This window comes from Clostridium pascui, from assembly GCF_016908015.1.
Lineage (GTDB): Bacteria > Bacillota > Clostridia > Clostridiales > Clostridiaceae > Clostridium_AK > Clostridium_AK pascui.
The window spans coordinates 153,954-171,671 of the sequence record NZ_JAFBDB010000007.1 but is presented as its reverse complement, the minus strand read 5'-3'; the positions used below and the strand labels follow the sequence as shown (position 1 = coordinate 171,671).

The 17,718-nt window shown below is 31.2% G+C and carries 15 protein-coding genes; 12 read left to right on the top strand and 3 right to left on the bottom strand.

The genetic code is table 11. The annotated features are described in order from the left end of the window. The first annotated feature begins 72 nt into the window (after positions 1-72). Positions 73-1,989: an anaerobic carbon-monoxide dehydrogenase catalytic subunit gene (gene cooS, locus JOC70_RS16145; protein WP_204599928.1), complete on the top strand. Its 1,917-nt coding sequence runs from the start codon at positions 73-75 to the stop codon at positions 1,987-1,989. A 174-nt stretch (positions 1,990-2,163) separates the two neighbouring features. Further along, complete coding sequence (locus JOC70_RS16140; protein WP_204599944.1) at positions 2,164-2,985, top strand: nitroreductase family protein; 822 nt, start codon at positions 2,164-2,166, stop codon at positions 2,983-2,985. Between the two features lie 127 nt (positions 2,986-3,112). Here JOC70_RS16140 and JOC70_RS16135 read toward each other — a convergent pair whose 3' ends face one another. Further along, positions 3,113-4,474 (bottom strand): MATE family efflux transporter, encoded by a 1,362-nt coding sequence (locus JOC70_RS16135; RefSeq protein ID WP_204599927.1) that lies wholly within the window; start codon positions 4,472-4,474, stop codon positions 3,113-3,115. Between the two features lie 296 nt (positions 4,475-4,770). Here JOC70_RS16135 and JOC70_RS16130 point away from each other — a divergent pair, with 296 nt between their 5' ends. The 5 genes from JOC70_RS16130 to JOC70_RS16110 all read left to right on the top strand — a co-directional run bounded on the left by JOC70_RS16130 (position 4,771) and on the right by JOC70_RS16110 (position 8,858). Then, positions 4,771-6,696, top strand: coding sequence for an ABC-F family ATP-binding cassette domain-containing protein (locus tag JOC70_RS16130; protein ID WP_204599926.1), 1,926 nt, complete (start codon positions 4,771-4,773; stop codon positions 6,694-6,696). 280 nt (positions 6,697-6,976) lie between these two features. Beyond that, on the top strand, positions 6,977-7,375 hold the full coding sequence (locus tag JOC70_RS16125; RefSeq protein WP_204599925.1) for a hotdog family protein: 399 nt from the start codon (positions 6,977-6,979) through the stop codon (positions 7,373-7,375). 87 nt (positions 7,376-7,462) lie between these two features. Continuing rightward, a complete protein-coding gene (locus JOC70_RS16120) occupies positions 7,463-7,894 on the top strand; it encodes a hotdog domain-containing protein (protein ID WP_186428968.1) in 432 nt (143 codons plus the stop codon). Positions 7,895-7,939: 45 nt separating this feature from the next. Further along, positions 7,940-8,338: a hotdog family protein gene (locus tag JOC70_RS16115; RefSeq protein ID WP_204599925.1), complete on the top strand. Its 399-nt coding sequence runs from the start codon at positions 7,940-7,942 to the stop codon at positions 8,336-8,338. Between the two features lie 88 nt (positions 8,339-8,426). Continuing rightward, positions 8,427-8,858, top strand: coding sequence for a hotdog domain-containing protein (locus JOC70_RS16110; protein WP_204599924.1), 432 nt, complete (start codon positions 8,427-8,429; stop codon positions 8,856-8,858). Between the two features lie 61 nt (positions 8,859-8,919). Here the strand turns inward: JOC70_RS16110 and JOC70_RS16105 are convergent, their stop codons facing one another. Continuing rightward, positions 8,920-10,512 carry an ABC-F family ATP-binding cassette domain-containing protein gene (locus tag JOC70_RS16105; RefSeq protein WP_204599923.1) on the bottom strand — a complete coding sequence of 531 codons (1,593 nt, stop codon included), beginning with the start codon at positions 10,510-10,512 and terminating at the stop codon, positions 8,920-8,922. 184 nt (positions 10,513-10,696) lie between these two features. Between JOC70_RS16105 and JOC70_RS16100 the strand changes: the two genes are divergently transcribed. The 5 genes from JOC70_RS16100 to JOC70_RS16080 all read left to right on the top strand — a co-directional run bounded on the left by JOC70_RS16100 (position 10,697) and on the right by JOC70_RS16080 (position 15,675). Further along, complete coding sequence (locus JOC70_RS16100) at positions 10,697-10,852, top strand: hypothetical protein (RefSeq protein ID WP_204599922.1); 156 nt, start codon at positions 10,697-10,699, stop codon at positions 10,850-10,852. A gap of 288 nt (positions 10,853-11,140) precedes the next feature. Next, a complete protein-coding gene (locus JOC70_RS16095) occupies positions 11,141-12,475 on the top strand; it encodes a spore germination protein (protein ID WP_204599921.1) in 1,335 nt (444 codons plus the stop codon). Then, the gene (locus JOC70_RS16090; RefSeq protein WP_204599920.1) at positions 12,472-13,548 is read left to right on the top strand and encodes a GerAB/ArcD/ProY family transporter; all 1,077 of its coding nucleotides are present in this window, start codon (positions 12,472-12,474) and stop codon (positions 13,546-13,548) included. Before JOC70_RS16095 ends, JOC70_RS16090 begins: the two co-directional genes overlap by 4 nt. Continuing rightward, positions 13,545-14,642 carry a Ger(x)C family spore germination protein gene (locus tag JOC70_RS16085; RefSeq protein WP_204599919.1) on the top strand — a complete coding sequence of 366 codons (1,098 nt, stop codon included), beginning with the start codon at positions 13,545-13,547 and terminating at the stop codon, positions 14,640-14,642. Before JOC70_RS16090 ends, JOC70_RS16085 begins: the two co-directional genes overlap by 4 nt. A gap of 28 nt (positions 14,643-14,670) precedes the next feature. Continuing rightward, the gene (locus JOC70_RS16080; RefSeq protein ID WP_204599918.1) at positions 14,671-15,675 is read left to right on the top strand and encodes a WG repeat-containing protein; all 1,005 of its coding nucleotides are present in this window, start codon (positions 14,671-14,673) and stop codon (positions 15,673-15,675) included. A 117-nt stretch (positions 15,676-15,792) separates the two neighbouring features. On the opposite strand, the gene JOC70_RS16075 is transcribed toward JOC70_RS16080, so the two are convergent. Further along, positions 15,793-17,718, bottom strand: a complete 1,926-nt coding sequence (locus tag JOC70_RS16075) for a spore germination protein (RefSeq protein ID WP_204599917.1) — start codon at positions 17,716-17,718, stop codon at positions 15,793-15,795.

Genomic DNA, 17,718 nt, shown 5'->3' with positions numbered 1-17,718 from the left:
GGTAAAAATATTATAGAGTTTTAAAAATCAATAATGTTAAAAATAATTATTACAATTGGAAGGGTGATTTAAGTGAGTGAAACAATTTTAGAAAAAACTGAAGGACGCGTAAGTTATCATGATTCAGTTGAAGAAATGCTTAAGCGTATTAGAGAAGATGGAATGTCCAATGTTTTTGATAGGTGGGTACAACAAGAAAAAATACGTTGTAAATTTTGTCTTCAAGGATTAAGCTGTCAATTATGTTCTCAAGGTCCTTGTAGATTAAATGATAATGGTGAACCAGACAAGGGAGTATGCGGAATTGGGCCAGATGCAATGGCAATGAGAAATTTCCTTCTTAAAAATATAATGGGGGCTGGTACATATAGTCATCATGCCTATGAAGCATTTAGAACACTAAAAGCTACAGGAGAAGGAAAAACTCCATTTAAGATTAAGGATGTTGAAAAGCTAAAATGGATGTGTGAAAAACTAGGAATTGACACAAGTCAGGATACAAATAAAATGGCCATACAATTAGCAGAATTATTACAAAGACAACAAGAGATTGGTGAAGATGACGAGAATCTTATGGTAGAAGCTTTTGCACCAAGAAAGAGAAAAGAAGTTTGGAAAAAAATAAATGTTTACCCTAAAGGAACAATTCATGAAGAGCAGAACTGTGTAGCAAGCTGTTTAACAAATGTAGATGGAAGCTATGTATCTTTAGCAGCAAAGGCACTTCGCTTAGGAATAGCTACTATATATAACTCTCAAATTGGGCTTGAAATGGTTCAAGATATATTATTTGGAACACCAACTCCTCATGAAGTAGATACAGACTTAGGTATCATGGATCCAGATTACATAAACATAGTATTTAATGGTCACCAACCTTGGATAGGTGCTGCAATGATTGAAAAGGCTAGAACACCTGAAGTTCAAGAAAGAGCAAGAAAAGCAGGGGCAAAGGGACTTCACGTAGTAGGATCTATAGAAACTGGCCAGGAATTATTACAAAGATATAATGTAGATGACACTTTTGTAGGACTTATGGGAAATTGGCTTACAATAGAACCATTACTTGCAACAGGTACAGTGGACGTTTTAGCAATGGAAGAAAACTGTTCTCCACCTGCTATTGATATGTATGCTGAAAAATATCAGTTAACTTTAGTATCATTAAGCACTATCATTGATTTGCCAGGAATAGAACATAAACTTCCATATTACCCTGAAAAGGTAAATGAAACAATAGATACATTAATTAATCTTGCAGAAGAAAACTTTAAAAAGCGTCATGGCAAAATAACACCTATGGTTCCTAAAAAGATTCAAAAGGCAATTGCAGGCTTCTCAACAGAAGCAGTACTAGGTGCTCTTGGAAACAGACTTGAACCACTAGTAGACGTAATAGTTGCAGGAAAAATTAAGGGAGTAGTAGCTCTTGCAAACTGCTCAACCCTTAGAAATGGTCCACAGGACTGGAATACAGTAAACTTAACAAAAGAATTAATAAAGAAAGATATATTAGTTGTTAGTGGTGGTTGTGGAAATCATGCACTTGAAGTTGCAGGACTTTGTACTTTGGATGCAGCGAACACCATGGCAGGAGAAGGATTAAAGGAAGTTTGTAACTTACTTAAGATTCCTCCAGTATTAAGCTTTGGAACATGTACAGATACAGGAAGAATATCAATGCTTGTTACAGCTCTTGCAGACCACTTAGATGTGGATGTACCACAACTTCCTATAGCTGTTACAGCTCCAGAATGGATGGAACAAAAGGCTACAATAGATGGTATATTTGCAGTAGCATATGGTGCATATACTCATTTATCCCCAGTGCCATTTATGACTGGTGCTCCTAAACTTGTGAAGTTACTTACAGAAGAAGTTGAGGGATTAACTGGCGGTAAAGTTGCTCTTGGAGATGATCCTGTAGAAGTTGCAAATAATATAGAGGCTCATATTATTTCTAAGAGAAAAGGAATGGGGCTTAGTTAATAAGCAATGTAAATCAATATGAATTAAAAGGAACTTCGAAGAGATTTGAGGTTCCTTTTTTGATTTTTAAATATTAAAATAATGATATAATCTTTATAGAAATTATAAGACACAAGCCAATAATTAATGATTAGATACCATATAATTAATAGAGCATGAAGAAGGGGTAATAAAATAAAAATAATAGAGGTAGTAAAAAAAAGGACATCAGTAAGAAGTTATAAAAATCAAGAACTAAGTAATGAAATTAGAGAAGATATATTAAATCATTTAAATAACACTAAAGGACCCTTTAACGTCAATGTAAGATTTTCGATTGTGGATTTAAATGACAAAAGTTTAGATAATTTAAAGCTTGGAACCTATGGAATTATAAGAGGATGTAATGTATTTATAGCAACAGCTGTTAAAAAGGAGCCTAGAAGTATGGAACAGCTTGGATACAGATTGGAAAGCGGAATACTTTATGCTGCATCTAAGGGTCTGGGAACTTGCTGGCTTGGTGGAACATTTAAAAGGGAAGAATTTAAAAAGGCAATAAATTTGAAGGACGAAGAAATACTTCCAATAATAACTCCTATAGGATACTCTAGAGAAGGTAGAAGCATAATAGATTCAATCGTGAAATTCTCATCGGGATCAAAAAATAGAAAAGGTTTTGAAGAAATCTTCTATAATAAAAGTTTTCAAAATGCTTTATCAAGAAAGAATGCAGGAATGTATGAAGAAGCATTTGAAGCTGTAAGACTTGCACCATCTGCAGTAAATGCTCAGCCTTGGAGAATAATAATGGATAATGATAAATTTCATTTTTATATAAAAAGAAAAAAAGGGTATAAAGAAACAGTACCTTATGATATTCAAAAAATTGATATAGGCATAGCAATGTGCCATTTTGAGCTTGCAATTAATGAGCTTGGTTTTAAGGGGAAGTGGGTAGACGATAGAGAAGCTCCGAAAGGTGAAGCCGAATATGTAATAAGTTTTGAAGTTTAAGTTTATGAAAAAAGGAAGGTTGTCTTGCAAACTTCCTTTATGTTAAATAAAAAAACATATAAATAATAAATAACTCTAATTGTATCATAAAACTTTATAACTACTCATTAGTAACTATTAGCTCAGGCTATGTTATGACCAAGTTATTTATCCACTTCTTAGAGGCTATTCTAGGAAGTCCAACTAAAAATTTAAACACTTCTTCAGTGTACACAAATATATATACATAATGTATTGGAAGTTTCAAGTATAATCCTGCGAAACAAACTAGAGGAACACCTACAAGCCACATGCCTCCTACATCAAGAAGTAAGCAGTACTTTGTATCTCCACCACTTCTAAGGATTCCTACAATGTTTGTATAATTAAATACTTTAACCCATAAGCAAAAGGAAAGCACTTTGAGTATATTTCTTGAGTACTCATGAACTATAGGTGATACATTGTATGCCGATAATAAAAATGGCGAACCTAAAAATATTACAATCCCTGCTAACATTGCAAGTATTGGATTTAATGTAATAAAGCGTATAGCATCCATAAATGCTTCATCTTCGTTTCCAGAACCAATTTTATTTCCGATTATAACTGCAGCGGCATTTCCAAAACCCCAGAAAATTACTAAAGCTATTCTTTCTATAGTAGACACTATATTTGTTGATGCAATTACTTCAGTGCCCATTCTAGCATATACTACTGCATACATAGTTGCCCCTAGAGCCCAAACACTTTCATTAAGTATTACAGGAGTAGTTACTTTGAAAAATTTTCTTATAAGTTCAGAAGGTAAATCTAGCATTTCTTTTATAGTTCCGCCTATAGGACTTCTAGTCTTATAAACAATAGATAAAAGTAGAAGAACTTCTACTAATCTAGCTATTAATGTAGCTAAAGCTGCCCCAGGTACTCCAAGACTTGGAGCACCAAAATTTCCGAAGATAAACATATAATTTAAAATTGTATTTGTACCAAGTGCAATAGTGCTTACGAACATAGGTAATTTTACATTGCCTGTGCTTCTAAGTACAAAAGAATATGCAAATGTAATTGAGGTTATGGTGTAACTAAGGACTGCAATTTTAAGATATGTGGAGCCAAGATTTATTACTTCAATGTCCTTTGAGAATATACTTAATATTTGCTTTGGGAATACTAAGCCACCTAAGGTAAATAAAATTGAGGTGAAAATTCCAGCACATAAACATAATCCTAAAATTCTTTTTATATTTGGTAAGTCACGATTTCCCCAATACTGAGCAGTAAATATAGAAGATCCACTTACAACTCCAAAGAGCAGTAAATTTAATAGAAAAAAATATTGATTAGCAAGGCCGACACTTGCAATGGCAGTTTCACCAAGGCGCCCAATCATAATAGTATCAACTAAGTTTAACGAAGATAGGATAAGATTTTGTGTTGCAATAGGAAGTGCAAGTTTTAGTGAAGTTTTATAAAACTTCTTGTCTAAAAACAAAGTTCTAAAATTCATTTAAATGTCCCCCGATATTATAAATAATATTAGGCCAAGGGTACTAAAAGCTAAGCCTAACTACTAAAAACTAATAAAACATAATACATAATTATAATATAAAAATAGATTTTAAAATAGCACAAAATTTCTATTTTAAATCTTTGCATGAAGTGACGATATAGAATATAATTGTAAATGCTAGACATTTAGCTAATATCTAATAGTTAAAAGTCAATACAAAACTTGTGTAGGCAGGTTTTATAGATTTAAGCAGATTTTATTAAAAATTAAATGAACTAAGGAAGGTAGTAGCTATGAATTTAATAACACTTGAAAATATATCAAAGAGCTATAGCGAAAAGGAACTTTTTAGCAATATAAACTTAGGCATTAATGAAGGAGATAAAATAGGAGTTATAGGTATAAATGGTACAGGAAAAAGCACTCTTCTTAAAATAATTGCAGGAATCGAAGTAGAAGACAGTGGAAGGATTATAAAAAATAGTTTAATTAATATAGAGTACTTACCACAATTGCCTGAATTTGATGCTGAAAAGACAGTTATTCAAGAGGTTTTTAGAGGGAATTCTCCTATAATCAAGGTTATAAGGGAATATGAAGAAGCACTTGAAGATAAAAACAGTAATCCGGAAAGAATAATGAAGCTTACTCACAGTATGGATAATTTAAATGCATGGACTATTGAAAGTGAGGCTAAAGCAGTACTTACAAAGCTGGGCATTATGGACTTTAATGTGAAGGTAGGAACACTTTCAGGAGGACAAAGAAAAAGAATAGCATTAGCAGGAGCTTTAGTAAATCCATCTGATTTACTTATATTAGATGAGCCAACCAATCATTTAGATAATGAAACTATAGATTGGCTGGAGCAATATTTAAATAAGAGAAAAGGTGCTCTCTTAATGATAACTCATGATAGATATTTTTTAGATAGAGTTGCAAATGAAATAATAGAGTTAGACGGGGGTAACCTTTATACCTATGAAGGGAATTATAGTACATTTCTTCAAAAGAAAATTGAAAGAGAAGAAATAGAGGCTTCTAGTGAAAAGAAAAGGCAGAGTCTTTTAAAAAAGGAACTTGCTTGGATAAGAAGAGGAGCTAAAGCAAGAAGTACTAAGCAGAAGGCAAGAATTGAGCGTTTTGAAAAGCTAACAGATGAATCAATAGACTTGAATGAAGATAAGCTTGAAATATCTCTTGCAGGAACAAGACTTGGGAAGAAAGTTATAGAGCTTAATAATATTACAAAGGTTTTTCGAGATAAAAAAGTTATAGATGATTTCAGCTATATAGTACTTAGACGTGACAGAGTGGGAATAATAGGGCCTAATGGAGAAGGAAAATCTACACTTATGAATATTATAAGTGGAAAACTAAAACCTGATAGTGGAAATGTAGAAGTTGGAGAAACAGTGAAAATGGGTATGTTTTCACAGGAAAGTTATCATATGAATGAGGATATGAGAGTTATAGAATACATAAGAGAAGGAGCAGAATTTATAGAAAATAGCGAAGGATATAAATTGAGCGCTTCTCAAATGCTTGAAAGATTTTTATTTACAGGATCAGATCAGTGGACTCCTATTTCTAGGCTTTCAGGTGGAGAAAAAAGAAGGCTTTATCTTTTAAGAGTTTTAATGGAGTCTCCAAATGTTCTTTTATTAGACGAACCTACAAATGACTTAGATATAGAAACTTTAAAGGTATTAGAAGATTATATTGAAGAGTTTCAAGGAGCAGTAATATCAGTATCTCATGACAGGTATTTTTTAGATAGAATGGCAGAAAGAATTTTCTCATTTGAAGGAAAAGGAAAAATAACTCAGTATACGGGAAATTATAGTGATGTGAAGGAAATAAGAGATGAAAATGCAAAGCTATTAGAAGAGGAAAATAAGTCTTTAAAAGATGGAAAAACTAATCAAAAGCATAAGGAAGATGTAAATGTATCAAAGAAAAAAAGTATTACTTTAAAGTTTTCTTACAATGAACAAAGAGAGTACGATGAAATAGATAATATTATTTCAGATTTAGAGAAAAAGTTAGAGCAAATTGAAAAAGACATGCATTATTACTCAACTGATTATGCAAAACTTAATAGCCTTATAAAAGAAAAAGAAGAAACAGAACAGCTTTTAGAAGAAAAAATGGATAGATGGATGTATCTTAATGAATTAGCAGAAAAAATTGAGGAAAGTAAAAGATCCCTACTTTAAATAAGTAGGGATTTTTTAGCGTTTTCGTAGAAAAAATTTATATAATTAATCAAAAAATACAAATATAATATTAACTTTATTTTATACCTTTGTTAAAGATTTTGAATCAGCGATAGTAAAATAATTAATAAAATTTTTACAATATATGGAATAAAGTTTTTGAAAGGTGTATAATATATATCAGATGGAAATAAATTACATCTAAGCTGATAAATTAAATTATTAATTTAATTTAAACTTTTATACTAAATAAATATTTTTAATATTGGGGGTATGGAAAATGGCATTTGTTAAACCAGAAAAAAATTATGAAACTATGATTCGTCTACGTATGTCTTCAGGAGATGCTCATTATGCAGGAGAATTAGTAAATGGATCACATACAGTAGAGCTTATGGGAGATGTTGCTACAGAATTAATGGCTATGTATGCTGGAAATACAGGAGAATGTATAGGCTATGATAAAATAAGCTTTACAGCTCCAACTTTTGCAGGAGACTTTGTTGAAGTATGCGGAAGAATTATTGGTGTAGAAGGAAACAAAGTAAAAGTGCAATGCAGATCCTTTAAAATAGCTGAAAATGCTAGAATTGAAGCTCAAAACTCAGCAGTAAACGTTCTTGAAAAACCAGTTATGACAGTTGAAACAGTTTCAACTTATGTAATCCCAGAAAGATAATCAAGGATAATAAAATCAAACTGAAAAGATTTTATAATAAGTTATTTTAAATAAAAGAAAATTTATATGAATTTGGGGGTGCCTCTTATGGTAAGAGAGTCAATATTAAGATATAGAATGGATGAAGGTAAGTATGCAGGCGAAGTTGTTAAACCTAACATACATTTAGATATATATGGTGATGTTGGAACAGAACTTTGTGTTTTACAGGATGGAGACGAATCATTATTTGCAGGTTATGAAAATGTAGAGTACTTAGCACCTGTATATGCAGGAGATTACGTTGAAGCTAGAGGTAGAATAATAAAATTAGGTAACAGCTCACGTAAATGCGAATTTGAAACTTACAAAGTTGCAACACCATCTAGAAAAAATGGAAAGCCAGATGCAGCTGAAACAGACATGGATGTATTAGATCCTCCAGTACTTGTAGCTAAAGCTATTGGAACTTTAATTGTTAAAAAACCTTGTCAGCGTGGAGTTCAGCCATCAGGCGTTGTAGAAAATAAATGGGAATAAGATAATAAATATCTAATTATATTTTAAATATTGGGGGTATGGAAAATGGCATTTGTTAAACCAGAAAAAAATTATGAAACTATGATTCGTCTACGTATGTCTTCAGGAGATGCTCATTATGCTGGAGAATTAGTAAATGGATCACATACAGTAGAACTTATGGGAGATGTTGCTACAGAATTAATGGCTATGTATGCTGGAAATACAGGAGAATGCATAGGCTATGATAAAATAAGCTTTACAGCTCCAACTTTCGCAGGAGACTTTGTTGAAGTATGCGGAAGAATTATTGGTGTAGAAGGAAACAAAGTGAAAGTGCAATGCAGATCCTTTAAAATAGCTGAAAATGCTAGAATTGAAGCTCAAAACTCTGCAGTAAACGTTCTTGAAAAACCAGTTATGACAGTTGAAACAGTTTCAACTTATGTAATCCCAGAAAGATAATCTAAGGATAATAAAATCAAACTGAAAAGATTTTATAATAAGTTATTTTAAATAAAAGAAAATTTATATGAATTTGGGGGTGCCTCTTATGGTAAGAGAGTCAATATTAAGATATAGAATGGATGAAGGTAAGTATGCAGGCGAAGTTGTTAAACCTAACATACATTTAGATATATATGGTGACGTTGGAACAGAACTTTGTGTTTTACAGGATGGAGACGAATCATTATTTGCAGGTTATGAAAATGTAGAATACTTAGCACCTGTATATGCAGGAGATTATGTTGAAGCTAGAGGTAGAATAATAAAATTAGGTAACAGTTCACGTAAATGCGAATTTGAAACTTACAAAGTTGCAACACCATCTAGAAAAAATGGAAAGCCAGATGCAGCTGAAACAGATATGGATGTATTAGATCCTCCAGTACTTGTAGCTAAAGCTATTGGAACTTTAATCGTTAAGAAATCTTGTCAACGTGGAGTTCAGCCATCAGGCGTTGTAGAAAATAAATGGGAATAAAATAAACAATAAATGATAAAAGTCAGCCCCAAGGCTGACTTTTATCATTTATTGTCAGTTGTTATTTACCATTCTTCATTTCTAGGTACTCATCATAGCTCATTTGTCTATCGATTAGTCCATCTTCAGTTAATTCGATTATTCTATTTGCTATAGTTTGTATGAATTGATGGTCATGAGAAGCAAATAATATATTGCTATTAAAGTCTCTTAAACCATTATTTACTGCTGTAATTGATTCAAGGTCTAAATGGTTTGTAGGCTGATCTAGTAAAAGTACATTAGCATTATTAAGCATCATCTTTGAAAGCATACATCTAACCTTTTCACCACCGGATAAAACCTTAGCTTCTTTTAACGCCTCTTCTCCAGAGAAAAGCATTCTTCCTAGGAAGCCTCTAAGATAGCTTTCAGACTTTTCTTCTGAAAATTGTCTTAGCCAATCTACAAGATTTAAGTCAACATTATTGAAGAATTCAGAGTTATCTTTAGGGAAGTATGACTTAGTAATAGTAACGCCCCATTTAAATTCTCCGCTGTCTGGTTCCATTTCCCCCATAAGTATTTTAAATAATGTAGTAATTGCCATTTCATTTTCACCAACAAAGGCAATTTTATCTCCCTTAGTTACGATAAAGCTTACATTATTAAGAACTTTTACACCATCAATAGTTTTTGATATTCCATCAACTCTTAAAATATCATTTCCAACTTCTCTTTCAGGTTTAAATCCTACGAAAGGATATCTTCTACTTGAAGGTTCTATATCTTCTATGTTTATTTTATCAAGAAGCTTCTTACGAGAAGTAGCCTGCTTTGATTTAGAAGCATTGGCACTAAATCTCGCAACAAATTCCTGAAGTGCTTTAACTTTTTCTTCTTTTTTCTTATTTTGATCCTTCATTAATTGTAGGGCAAGCTGACTTGATTCATACCAGAAATCATAGTTACCCATAAATAACTTAATTTTTCCAAAGTCAACATCTGCCATGTGAGTACAAACTTTGTTTAAAAAGTGTCTGTCATGGGATACAACAATAACTGTTCCTGGAAAGTCAATTAAGAACTCCTCAAGCCAGTTAATTGATTGAATATCTAAGTGGTTAGTAGGTTCGTCTAAAACAAGTATTCCAGGATTTCCAAAAAGGGCTTGTGCAAGAAGCACCTTAACCTTTTCTCCACCTGAAAGTTCAGACATTTTATTTTCATGAAGACTTGTAGGAATTCCAAGACCCTGTAAAAGTGATGAAGCTTCTGATTCAGCTTCCCAACCATTTAATTCAGCAAATTCCCCTTCAAGTTCAGATGCCTTTATACCATCTTCATCAGTGAAATCAGCCTTTGCATATAATTCCTCTTTTTCAGTCATGATTTCATATAATCTAGCATTACCCATAATTACTGTTTGAAGTACGCGGCAGTCATCATATTCAAAGTGATCCTGCTTAAGTACTGACATTCTAGAACCAGGTGCAATAGAAACTTCTCCAGTATTAGGCTCAATTTCACCAGATAAAATTTTTAAAAAGGTACTTTTTCCAGCACCATTTGCACCTATTACTCCATAACAATTTCCTGGAGTAAATTTAATATTTACATCTTCAAATAATTTCTTATCACCATATCTTAAACCAACATTTGTAACTGTAATCAACGCTAATCATTCCTCAACTTTCTACTTTTAATCTAACCGTCATATTATAACATAAAGATGCGATAATCGCTAGACTTTAAAATAACATTGACAATTAGTAATTAATAACTTAAAATTGACATTTGATAAATGAATATATATAGAAAAAATTGAAAGTTAATAATCAACACAGGGGGAAGTATTTATGTCAGATAAGAATATAGAAATGATGAAAAAGCTTATTGAAGCAAAAAAGAAAAAAAGTGCTGAGCAAAAGGGAAATGGAAGACCGACCAAAAGCATGGGAGGGGCTAAAAAGGCTGTAAGAAATAAGAAAACAGGTGGATTATTCGATAAATAGTAAGCCTATGGGAAGCCTTTTTAAAAATAACATTTATATGCTTATTAGAATACTTTAAATCTTGGTGTTTATGTGAAGTGAAAATTACTCACACCAAGATTTATTTTATTTGTGTTCTAGTAGTATTTTCATTAAGCACAGTTGAATAAAATTGGCGGTTATGGCAAATTATATTAAGATAGAAATTAAAAAATTATTTAAAAGCTGAAATAAATACTAATAAATAATTATAATTAATATTTACCATTTAAAGCTAAAAATCTCAATTGTTATTCAGAGGTGAATGAGATGGAAAGTCATAGAGTTTTAATGCAAGAAGTGGATAAATTTATAAATATAGATAGTGATACAAAAAAGTTAGAATTAGATAATTTCTTTGTTGTTTATTTTGTGCAAAGTCTTACAGAGAAGTCGGCACTAACTGAAAATATTAAAATGCCTTATTTTAATAAGGATTTAAACTTTAATTCATATATTCAAAGTATTAGCACAGAAATAACACTTGAAGAGGTAAGTAAAAGTATTACAGAAGGAAATGTTATAGCAATTTATAAAGGTGCACTAAGAAGTATTAATGTTTGTGTTAGAAAAAACTATAGAGAAGTTCAACAAAACATAAAAGAAAGTTCTTTTCAAGGAAGCTTAGAGGAATTCGTAGAGGAAATAACTTTAAATATAGGTCTTTTAAGAAGATATTATCCAAGTTCAAATCTTATAGTAAAGGAAACTGAAGTTGGAGAGTTAATTAAAAGTAGGGTTGCTATAATATATGATGAGGAAAAGGTAGATAAAGGCTCATTGAACTTTATAGAAAAAAGTATCAGTGAAGTTAGGGCACCTGCAATTCAAACATTAAGGGAACTGGAGCAACACATAGTAAAGAGACAATGGCTTATTCCAAGAATTTTTATAACCTATAGGCCAGATAGAGTGGCAAGGCTTATGGCTAAAGGAAAGGCAGTTATATTATTAAATGGCACCAATGGTGCAGGGGTGGCTCCTGTTACTTTTCACGAATATTTTGTTGCAGTAGATGATTACTATTTATTTCCTATACCAGCATTTATACTTATAGTGTTAAGATATATAGCCTTTATTTTAAGTATAACACTTCCTGCATTATATGTTGCAGTTACTTCATATAATCCTGAAATATTTAGAGTACAGCTAGCATTATCCATTACAGAAAGCCGCTCAGGAGTAACATATCCTTCTTATCTAGAAGTACTATTTATGCTTGCAATGATAGAGTTTTTGATTGAAGCCAGCATCAGGCTCCCTAAAACTATAGGTCAGGCAGCAACAACAGTTGGAGGACTTATACTAGGCCAGGCAGCTTCACAGGCACAGCTTGTAAGTAATATACTTATAATAATAGTTGCAGCAACTGCTATAACTAATTTTTGCATGCCCACAACTTGTATAAGTATACCAGCAAGAGCATTGAAGTACATAGTCTTATTATTTGGAAGTTTAGCTGGGCTTTATGGAATCTTTGTAGCATTATTAGCTTTAACGGTATATGCATTTTCAGTTTATAATTTTAATATTCCTTATCTAAATCCATTAGATGCAATTTCAGTTAAAAATTTAAGGGATTTTTTTAGGAGAACTGAGTTATGATTGAAAAAAAATATTATTATATGATGCTTATAGTTTGTACGTTTTCTAATTTTATATTTTACAATGCTCCATATCTCATGACACAGTTATTAGATGGAGCTATAGTAGCGATATTTATAGCACTTATAATGATATTATTAAGTTCTTATGCTGGAATTTATGTATTTAATCACTTTAAAAACTTTACCTTAGTAGAAATAAATAATGAGCTTTTAGGTAAAAAGTTTGGGAGTATCATATCTTTCATATCAATAATGTTAAATTTTACTTCGGGATATTTTATGTTTATGGGACTTATTGAAATAACAAGGAAATTTCTTTTATCTACTACAAATACTTGGTTTTTAAGAATATTACTTATTATTCCTGTAATACTTGTTTTATTAAATACAAACAAAACATTTTTATATCTCTTGGGTTATCTTGGAATAATTATTTTAGTTGGTATAGTTATGTATTATTTACTAAGTATTAAAGAACTAAGACTCACCTATATAAAGGGAACATTAATTCATTCTCTAAAGATGCCGAATATACCTTTGATTAGTATAGCTAGTTATTTTTATGTAGGAGTTAGACATTTACAGGTGTTCAATACTGAATTTGGCAAAATAAGTTATAAAAAAACTATGCTTATATTTATACTTATAGGGCTGCCTATGGCGTTATTAACTATTTTAATTCCAGTATCTTTTTGGGGTGTTGAAACCGTTAGAAATATTGAACATCCTTGGATTGCTAGTTCAGATGCTATACAAGTTAATTTGTTTTTTATTGAAAGAGGGCTATATATACTATTTCCATTATTTTTAACATTGGGATCTGTACAAATTATCCTTTATACTTTTGTAGGAAAAAGTTTATTAGACAGGATGAGTATTAATAATAAAATAAAAAAAGGAATTATAGCAGCAGTATTGATTTGCTATGTTACACTAGGTGTTTTTATAAGAAATACAAGACAGCTTACTGACATGGCATTAGTAAATATGGTTATTAGTAGCTTCTTCACTAATATATTATTTTTTATACTTTTTTTCTTAGCCAAAAGAAAGGAAAAGAGAAGCATATGAAATATCTTAGTAAATTATTAATTATATTTTTTATATTATCTTTTTTTACAGGTTGTGATTTTAAGGATATAGATAGGAGAACTTTTATAGTAGCAGTAGGTATAGATTCAATTGGTAAAAATGGTGAGATAGAAGTGAGTTTTAAGGCTGCTATACCAAAATCAGTAGGGGGATCAGGCTCACAGAATGGAGGGAAAAATTTTGAGTTTTATACTGTAAAAGGAAACTCACTTGGGGAAATTTTTAGGCTTTTAAAAACCAAAATGGCTTTAGAGCCGGACTTTGGCCATATGAAGATTATAGTGCTTGGAGAAAGTTATGTTAAGAACAATGAAATTGATGATGTTATAGACTTTTTTTCTAGGAGAAGAGACATCCAGCTTATAGGCTATGTAGCTGTAGGATCGCCAAGTGCTAAGACGGTGCTAAATATAGAACCGCAAGGAGAAAAAACTGCAGGAAGTGCACTTTTTATGAAGTTTGGCCAGGGAACAAATTCTGAATATGGACTTATTACAATGTTAAAGGATGTAAAATATTCTGCAACGACGAAGGGGATGACTGTATTTTGTCCAGTGATTGAAGCTGTTGAAGGTAGAGTTGTACTAGAAAAGGTAGCATTATTTGATAGAGTTAAATTTAGTATGTTTTTGAATAGGGATGAAACCAAATTGTTTAAATTACTTTTTGAGGGAGTACAAAATGGATATATAGTTATAGATACTCTGGGTTCTAAGAGTCCTTTAGGTATAAATGTTAATAGCGGAAAAGGGAGTGTAAAGTTAAAAGAAGTGAATGACGATATTATATGTAATATAAAAGTTACAATTAAGGGAAATCTAGAGGAAGTAGGAGAATATGTAGAATTAAAAGAAGTTGAGGCCAGAGCAAAAAAAATAGTAGATTCTCGTGTAAATACTTTAGTAAAAAAGCTTCAAGAAAAAGGCCTAGATCCTCTTCAGCTCCAAGTAAAATACTGGGCTAATAATAGAAATTATCATTTTAGTGATGAATGGCTAGAAAACCAATATAAAAAGGTTCAATTTAAGGTAGATAGTAATGTAGTTATAGAAAGAACTGGAATTTTTAAATAAATAAATAAAATTAAAGGGAGAGTTAAATATGGAAAAGATGCTTTATCCAGTAAAAATTAATGGAAAATATGGATATATAGATAATACAGGGGAAGTTATAGTAGAGCCAAAGTTTGATTATGCTGAGGATTTTATTAATGATTTTGCTATAATAGGAATTGAAGATAAGTTTGGATTTATAAATAAAGAAGGAAGTTTAATTGGAGAAAACTTATATGATGATGTATATGAGTTCACTGATGGATTAGCTACAATTGAAGTAAAAGGGAAAAAAGGATTTATGAATAAAGAAGGGGAAGTAGTTATAAATCCAGAATATAAAGAAGCTAATGGATTCTCACAGGGGTTAGCAGCTGTACAGGTAAATTATAAATGGGGATATATAAATAAAGAAGGGCAAGTGGTTATAGAGCCTGAGTTTTTAGATGCTTTTGATTTCAGTGAAGATTTAGCTTTAGTGCAATTAGGAGGAAAATTAGGATACGTAAATAAGGAAGGTAAGATGGTTATAGAACCTAAATTTGATTATGCTTATGGATTTTCAGAAGGATTAGCAGCAGTACAGTTAAAATCTAATTATGGCTATATTGATAAGGACGGAAATACAGTTATCAAAATTAAGTATCATACAGCTAATGATTTTAATGAAGGGCTTGCATGTGTTGAATTAAACAATAAATATGGATTTATAAATAAAGATGGGGAAGCTGTGATTCCACTTAAATATGATTGGGCAGATAACTTTTACGAAGGTTTTGCAACAGTTGCTATTGATGAAAAATATGGATTTATAGATAAAGATGGCAATGAAGTAATTCCAGTGAAGTTTGATAACGTAGATACTATTAGTGAAGGGTTAATATCTGTAGAAGTAAATGGAAAATGGGGATATATAGATAAGGAATGTAATTTTATCATAGAGCCGATTTATGATGAAGTGTCAAAATTTGTAGATGGAGTTTCTAGGGTCATATTAGAAAATAGAACTAAATATATAAATAAAAATGGGGAAAATGTTTTTAGTAGAGAGTGAAAACGTAAGTTCTCTTATTTATAAAATACATGATAAAACTTAATAATAAGGCACTAGGCATAAATTATATAATATGCCTAGTGCCTTTATAAATATTACAGTTAACAATGGAAAAAATCACTTTCCACCACCAGTACTGCCGGATATACCACTAGAAGTACCTGAACTGCTACTACCAGTGCTACTGTTATTGCTCTTGCTAGAACTACTTTTCATATTGTTATTATTATCACTATTATTATTATTATTATTATTATTATTATTATTATTATTATTATCATTATCATCGGAGCTGGGGGTACTTGTATTATTATCATCTACATTATCACTATTGTCATCATTATTATCATCTTTAAAGAAGCTTAACATTTTCTTAATAATGCCATCGGGCTTATCTTTACCTTTGTTGTTTTTATTATCATTTAAATTATTATTGTCAATAGCATCATTGCTATTGGTATCATTATTTTTATTGTTATTTTTCCTAGTTTTATCTTTATTTATATTAGTATCATTATTGTTGTTATCTGAGGTATTATTTTTATCAGCATTATGAGTTTTATTATCATTTTTGGTATGAATGAGGGTATCATTATTACCGTTACTATCATCATTACTGTTATCTGGAGAATTAGGATTAGTAGCGTTACTATCTCCTTCTTTATAAAATTGAAGTTGAGGTAAAAATTGATCCTTAATTTCACAGGCAGTAAAAGGCGCAATAGGTTCAGCATAGGGTACCCCAAAGCTTCTTTGAGATATAATATGTACAGCTAGAAAGCTTAAGCCTATTAAAAATCCAAATAGCCCAAGAACCCCAGTAATCATTATTAAAATAAATTTTAATACATTTAATGGAGTTACAATATTATAATCCGGCAATAAAAATGATGAAATACTTGAAAATGATACTATTACTATTGAAATTGGGCTGGTAAGACCTGCTGCAATAGCACCTTGACCTATTACTATACCTCCAACTATACCTATGGCACTTCCGATTTTGGTAGGAAGCCTTATGCTAGCTTCCCTCAGCATTTCTATTACTATAGTCATAAAAAAGATTTCAAGTACTGCATTTAGTGGAACGGCAGAACGAGCAGATGCAATACTTAATAGATAACTAGCTGGAAGCATATCGGGATTAAATGATGTAACTACCAAGTAAAGGGCAGGTAATGAATATGTGGATATTATACCAAATATCCTCAAAGAAGTATTAAAAGGACCAAGAAGTACAGTGCCATAATGATCATCTCCTGAATCTAAAAAGTCAATAAATCTTTCGGGCAGCATTAACGCAAGGTTACTTCCTTCCACCAAAACACAAAGTCTTCCTTTTAATATAGTGGAACAAGCCTTATCAGATCTTTCAGCAATAGACACAGTTGGCAATACTTTACGACTTTTACCATTTAAAATTTTTTGAATATAGGATGATTCAAGGATACCATCTATAGTTATATTACTTATAGTATCTTCCACATATTTTACTATATTTTTGTCAGCTAGGTTATCTAGGTAAGCCACTACTACCCTTGTTTGAGTCCTTGTTCCAACAATAAAGTTTTTGAAACACAGGTGAGAGTCCTTAATTCTATAGCTTATAAGGGAAAGGTTAGTATCTAAATTTTCTACAAAGGAGTCCTTTGGCGCTCTTAGGGCATATTGAACTTCAGGTGCTGAAACATTTCTTTGAGCTACTCCACCAGTATCAGCAACAATATAAGTTGACTCATGAGATATTCCAATGATGGACTTTCCTAAACGAAGATGATCAAGTGCCTTAGAAAAATCATTATCTATAGATAAATCAGATGTATAAATGACAGATTCTCCAATTTGCTTCGCACTTGATATAGTATTTTGATACTGCATAAGTGGTTTTATTATTTCTTCAGTTAATTTATCTTTAGTTGTAATATATGGGAGATATGCTACATATATCATGGTTTGTTTATTCTTAATTTTTCTAACAACCATATTTGTATTATTATTTTCAATATAAGAAATAACATCATCTATGCTAAAAAAATTTTCCAT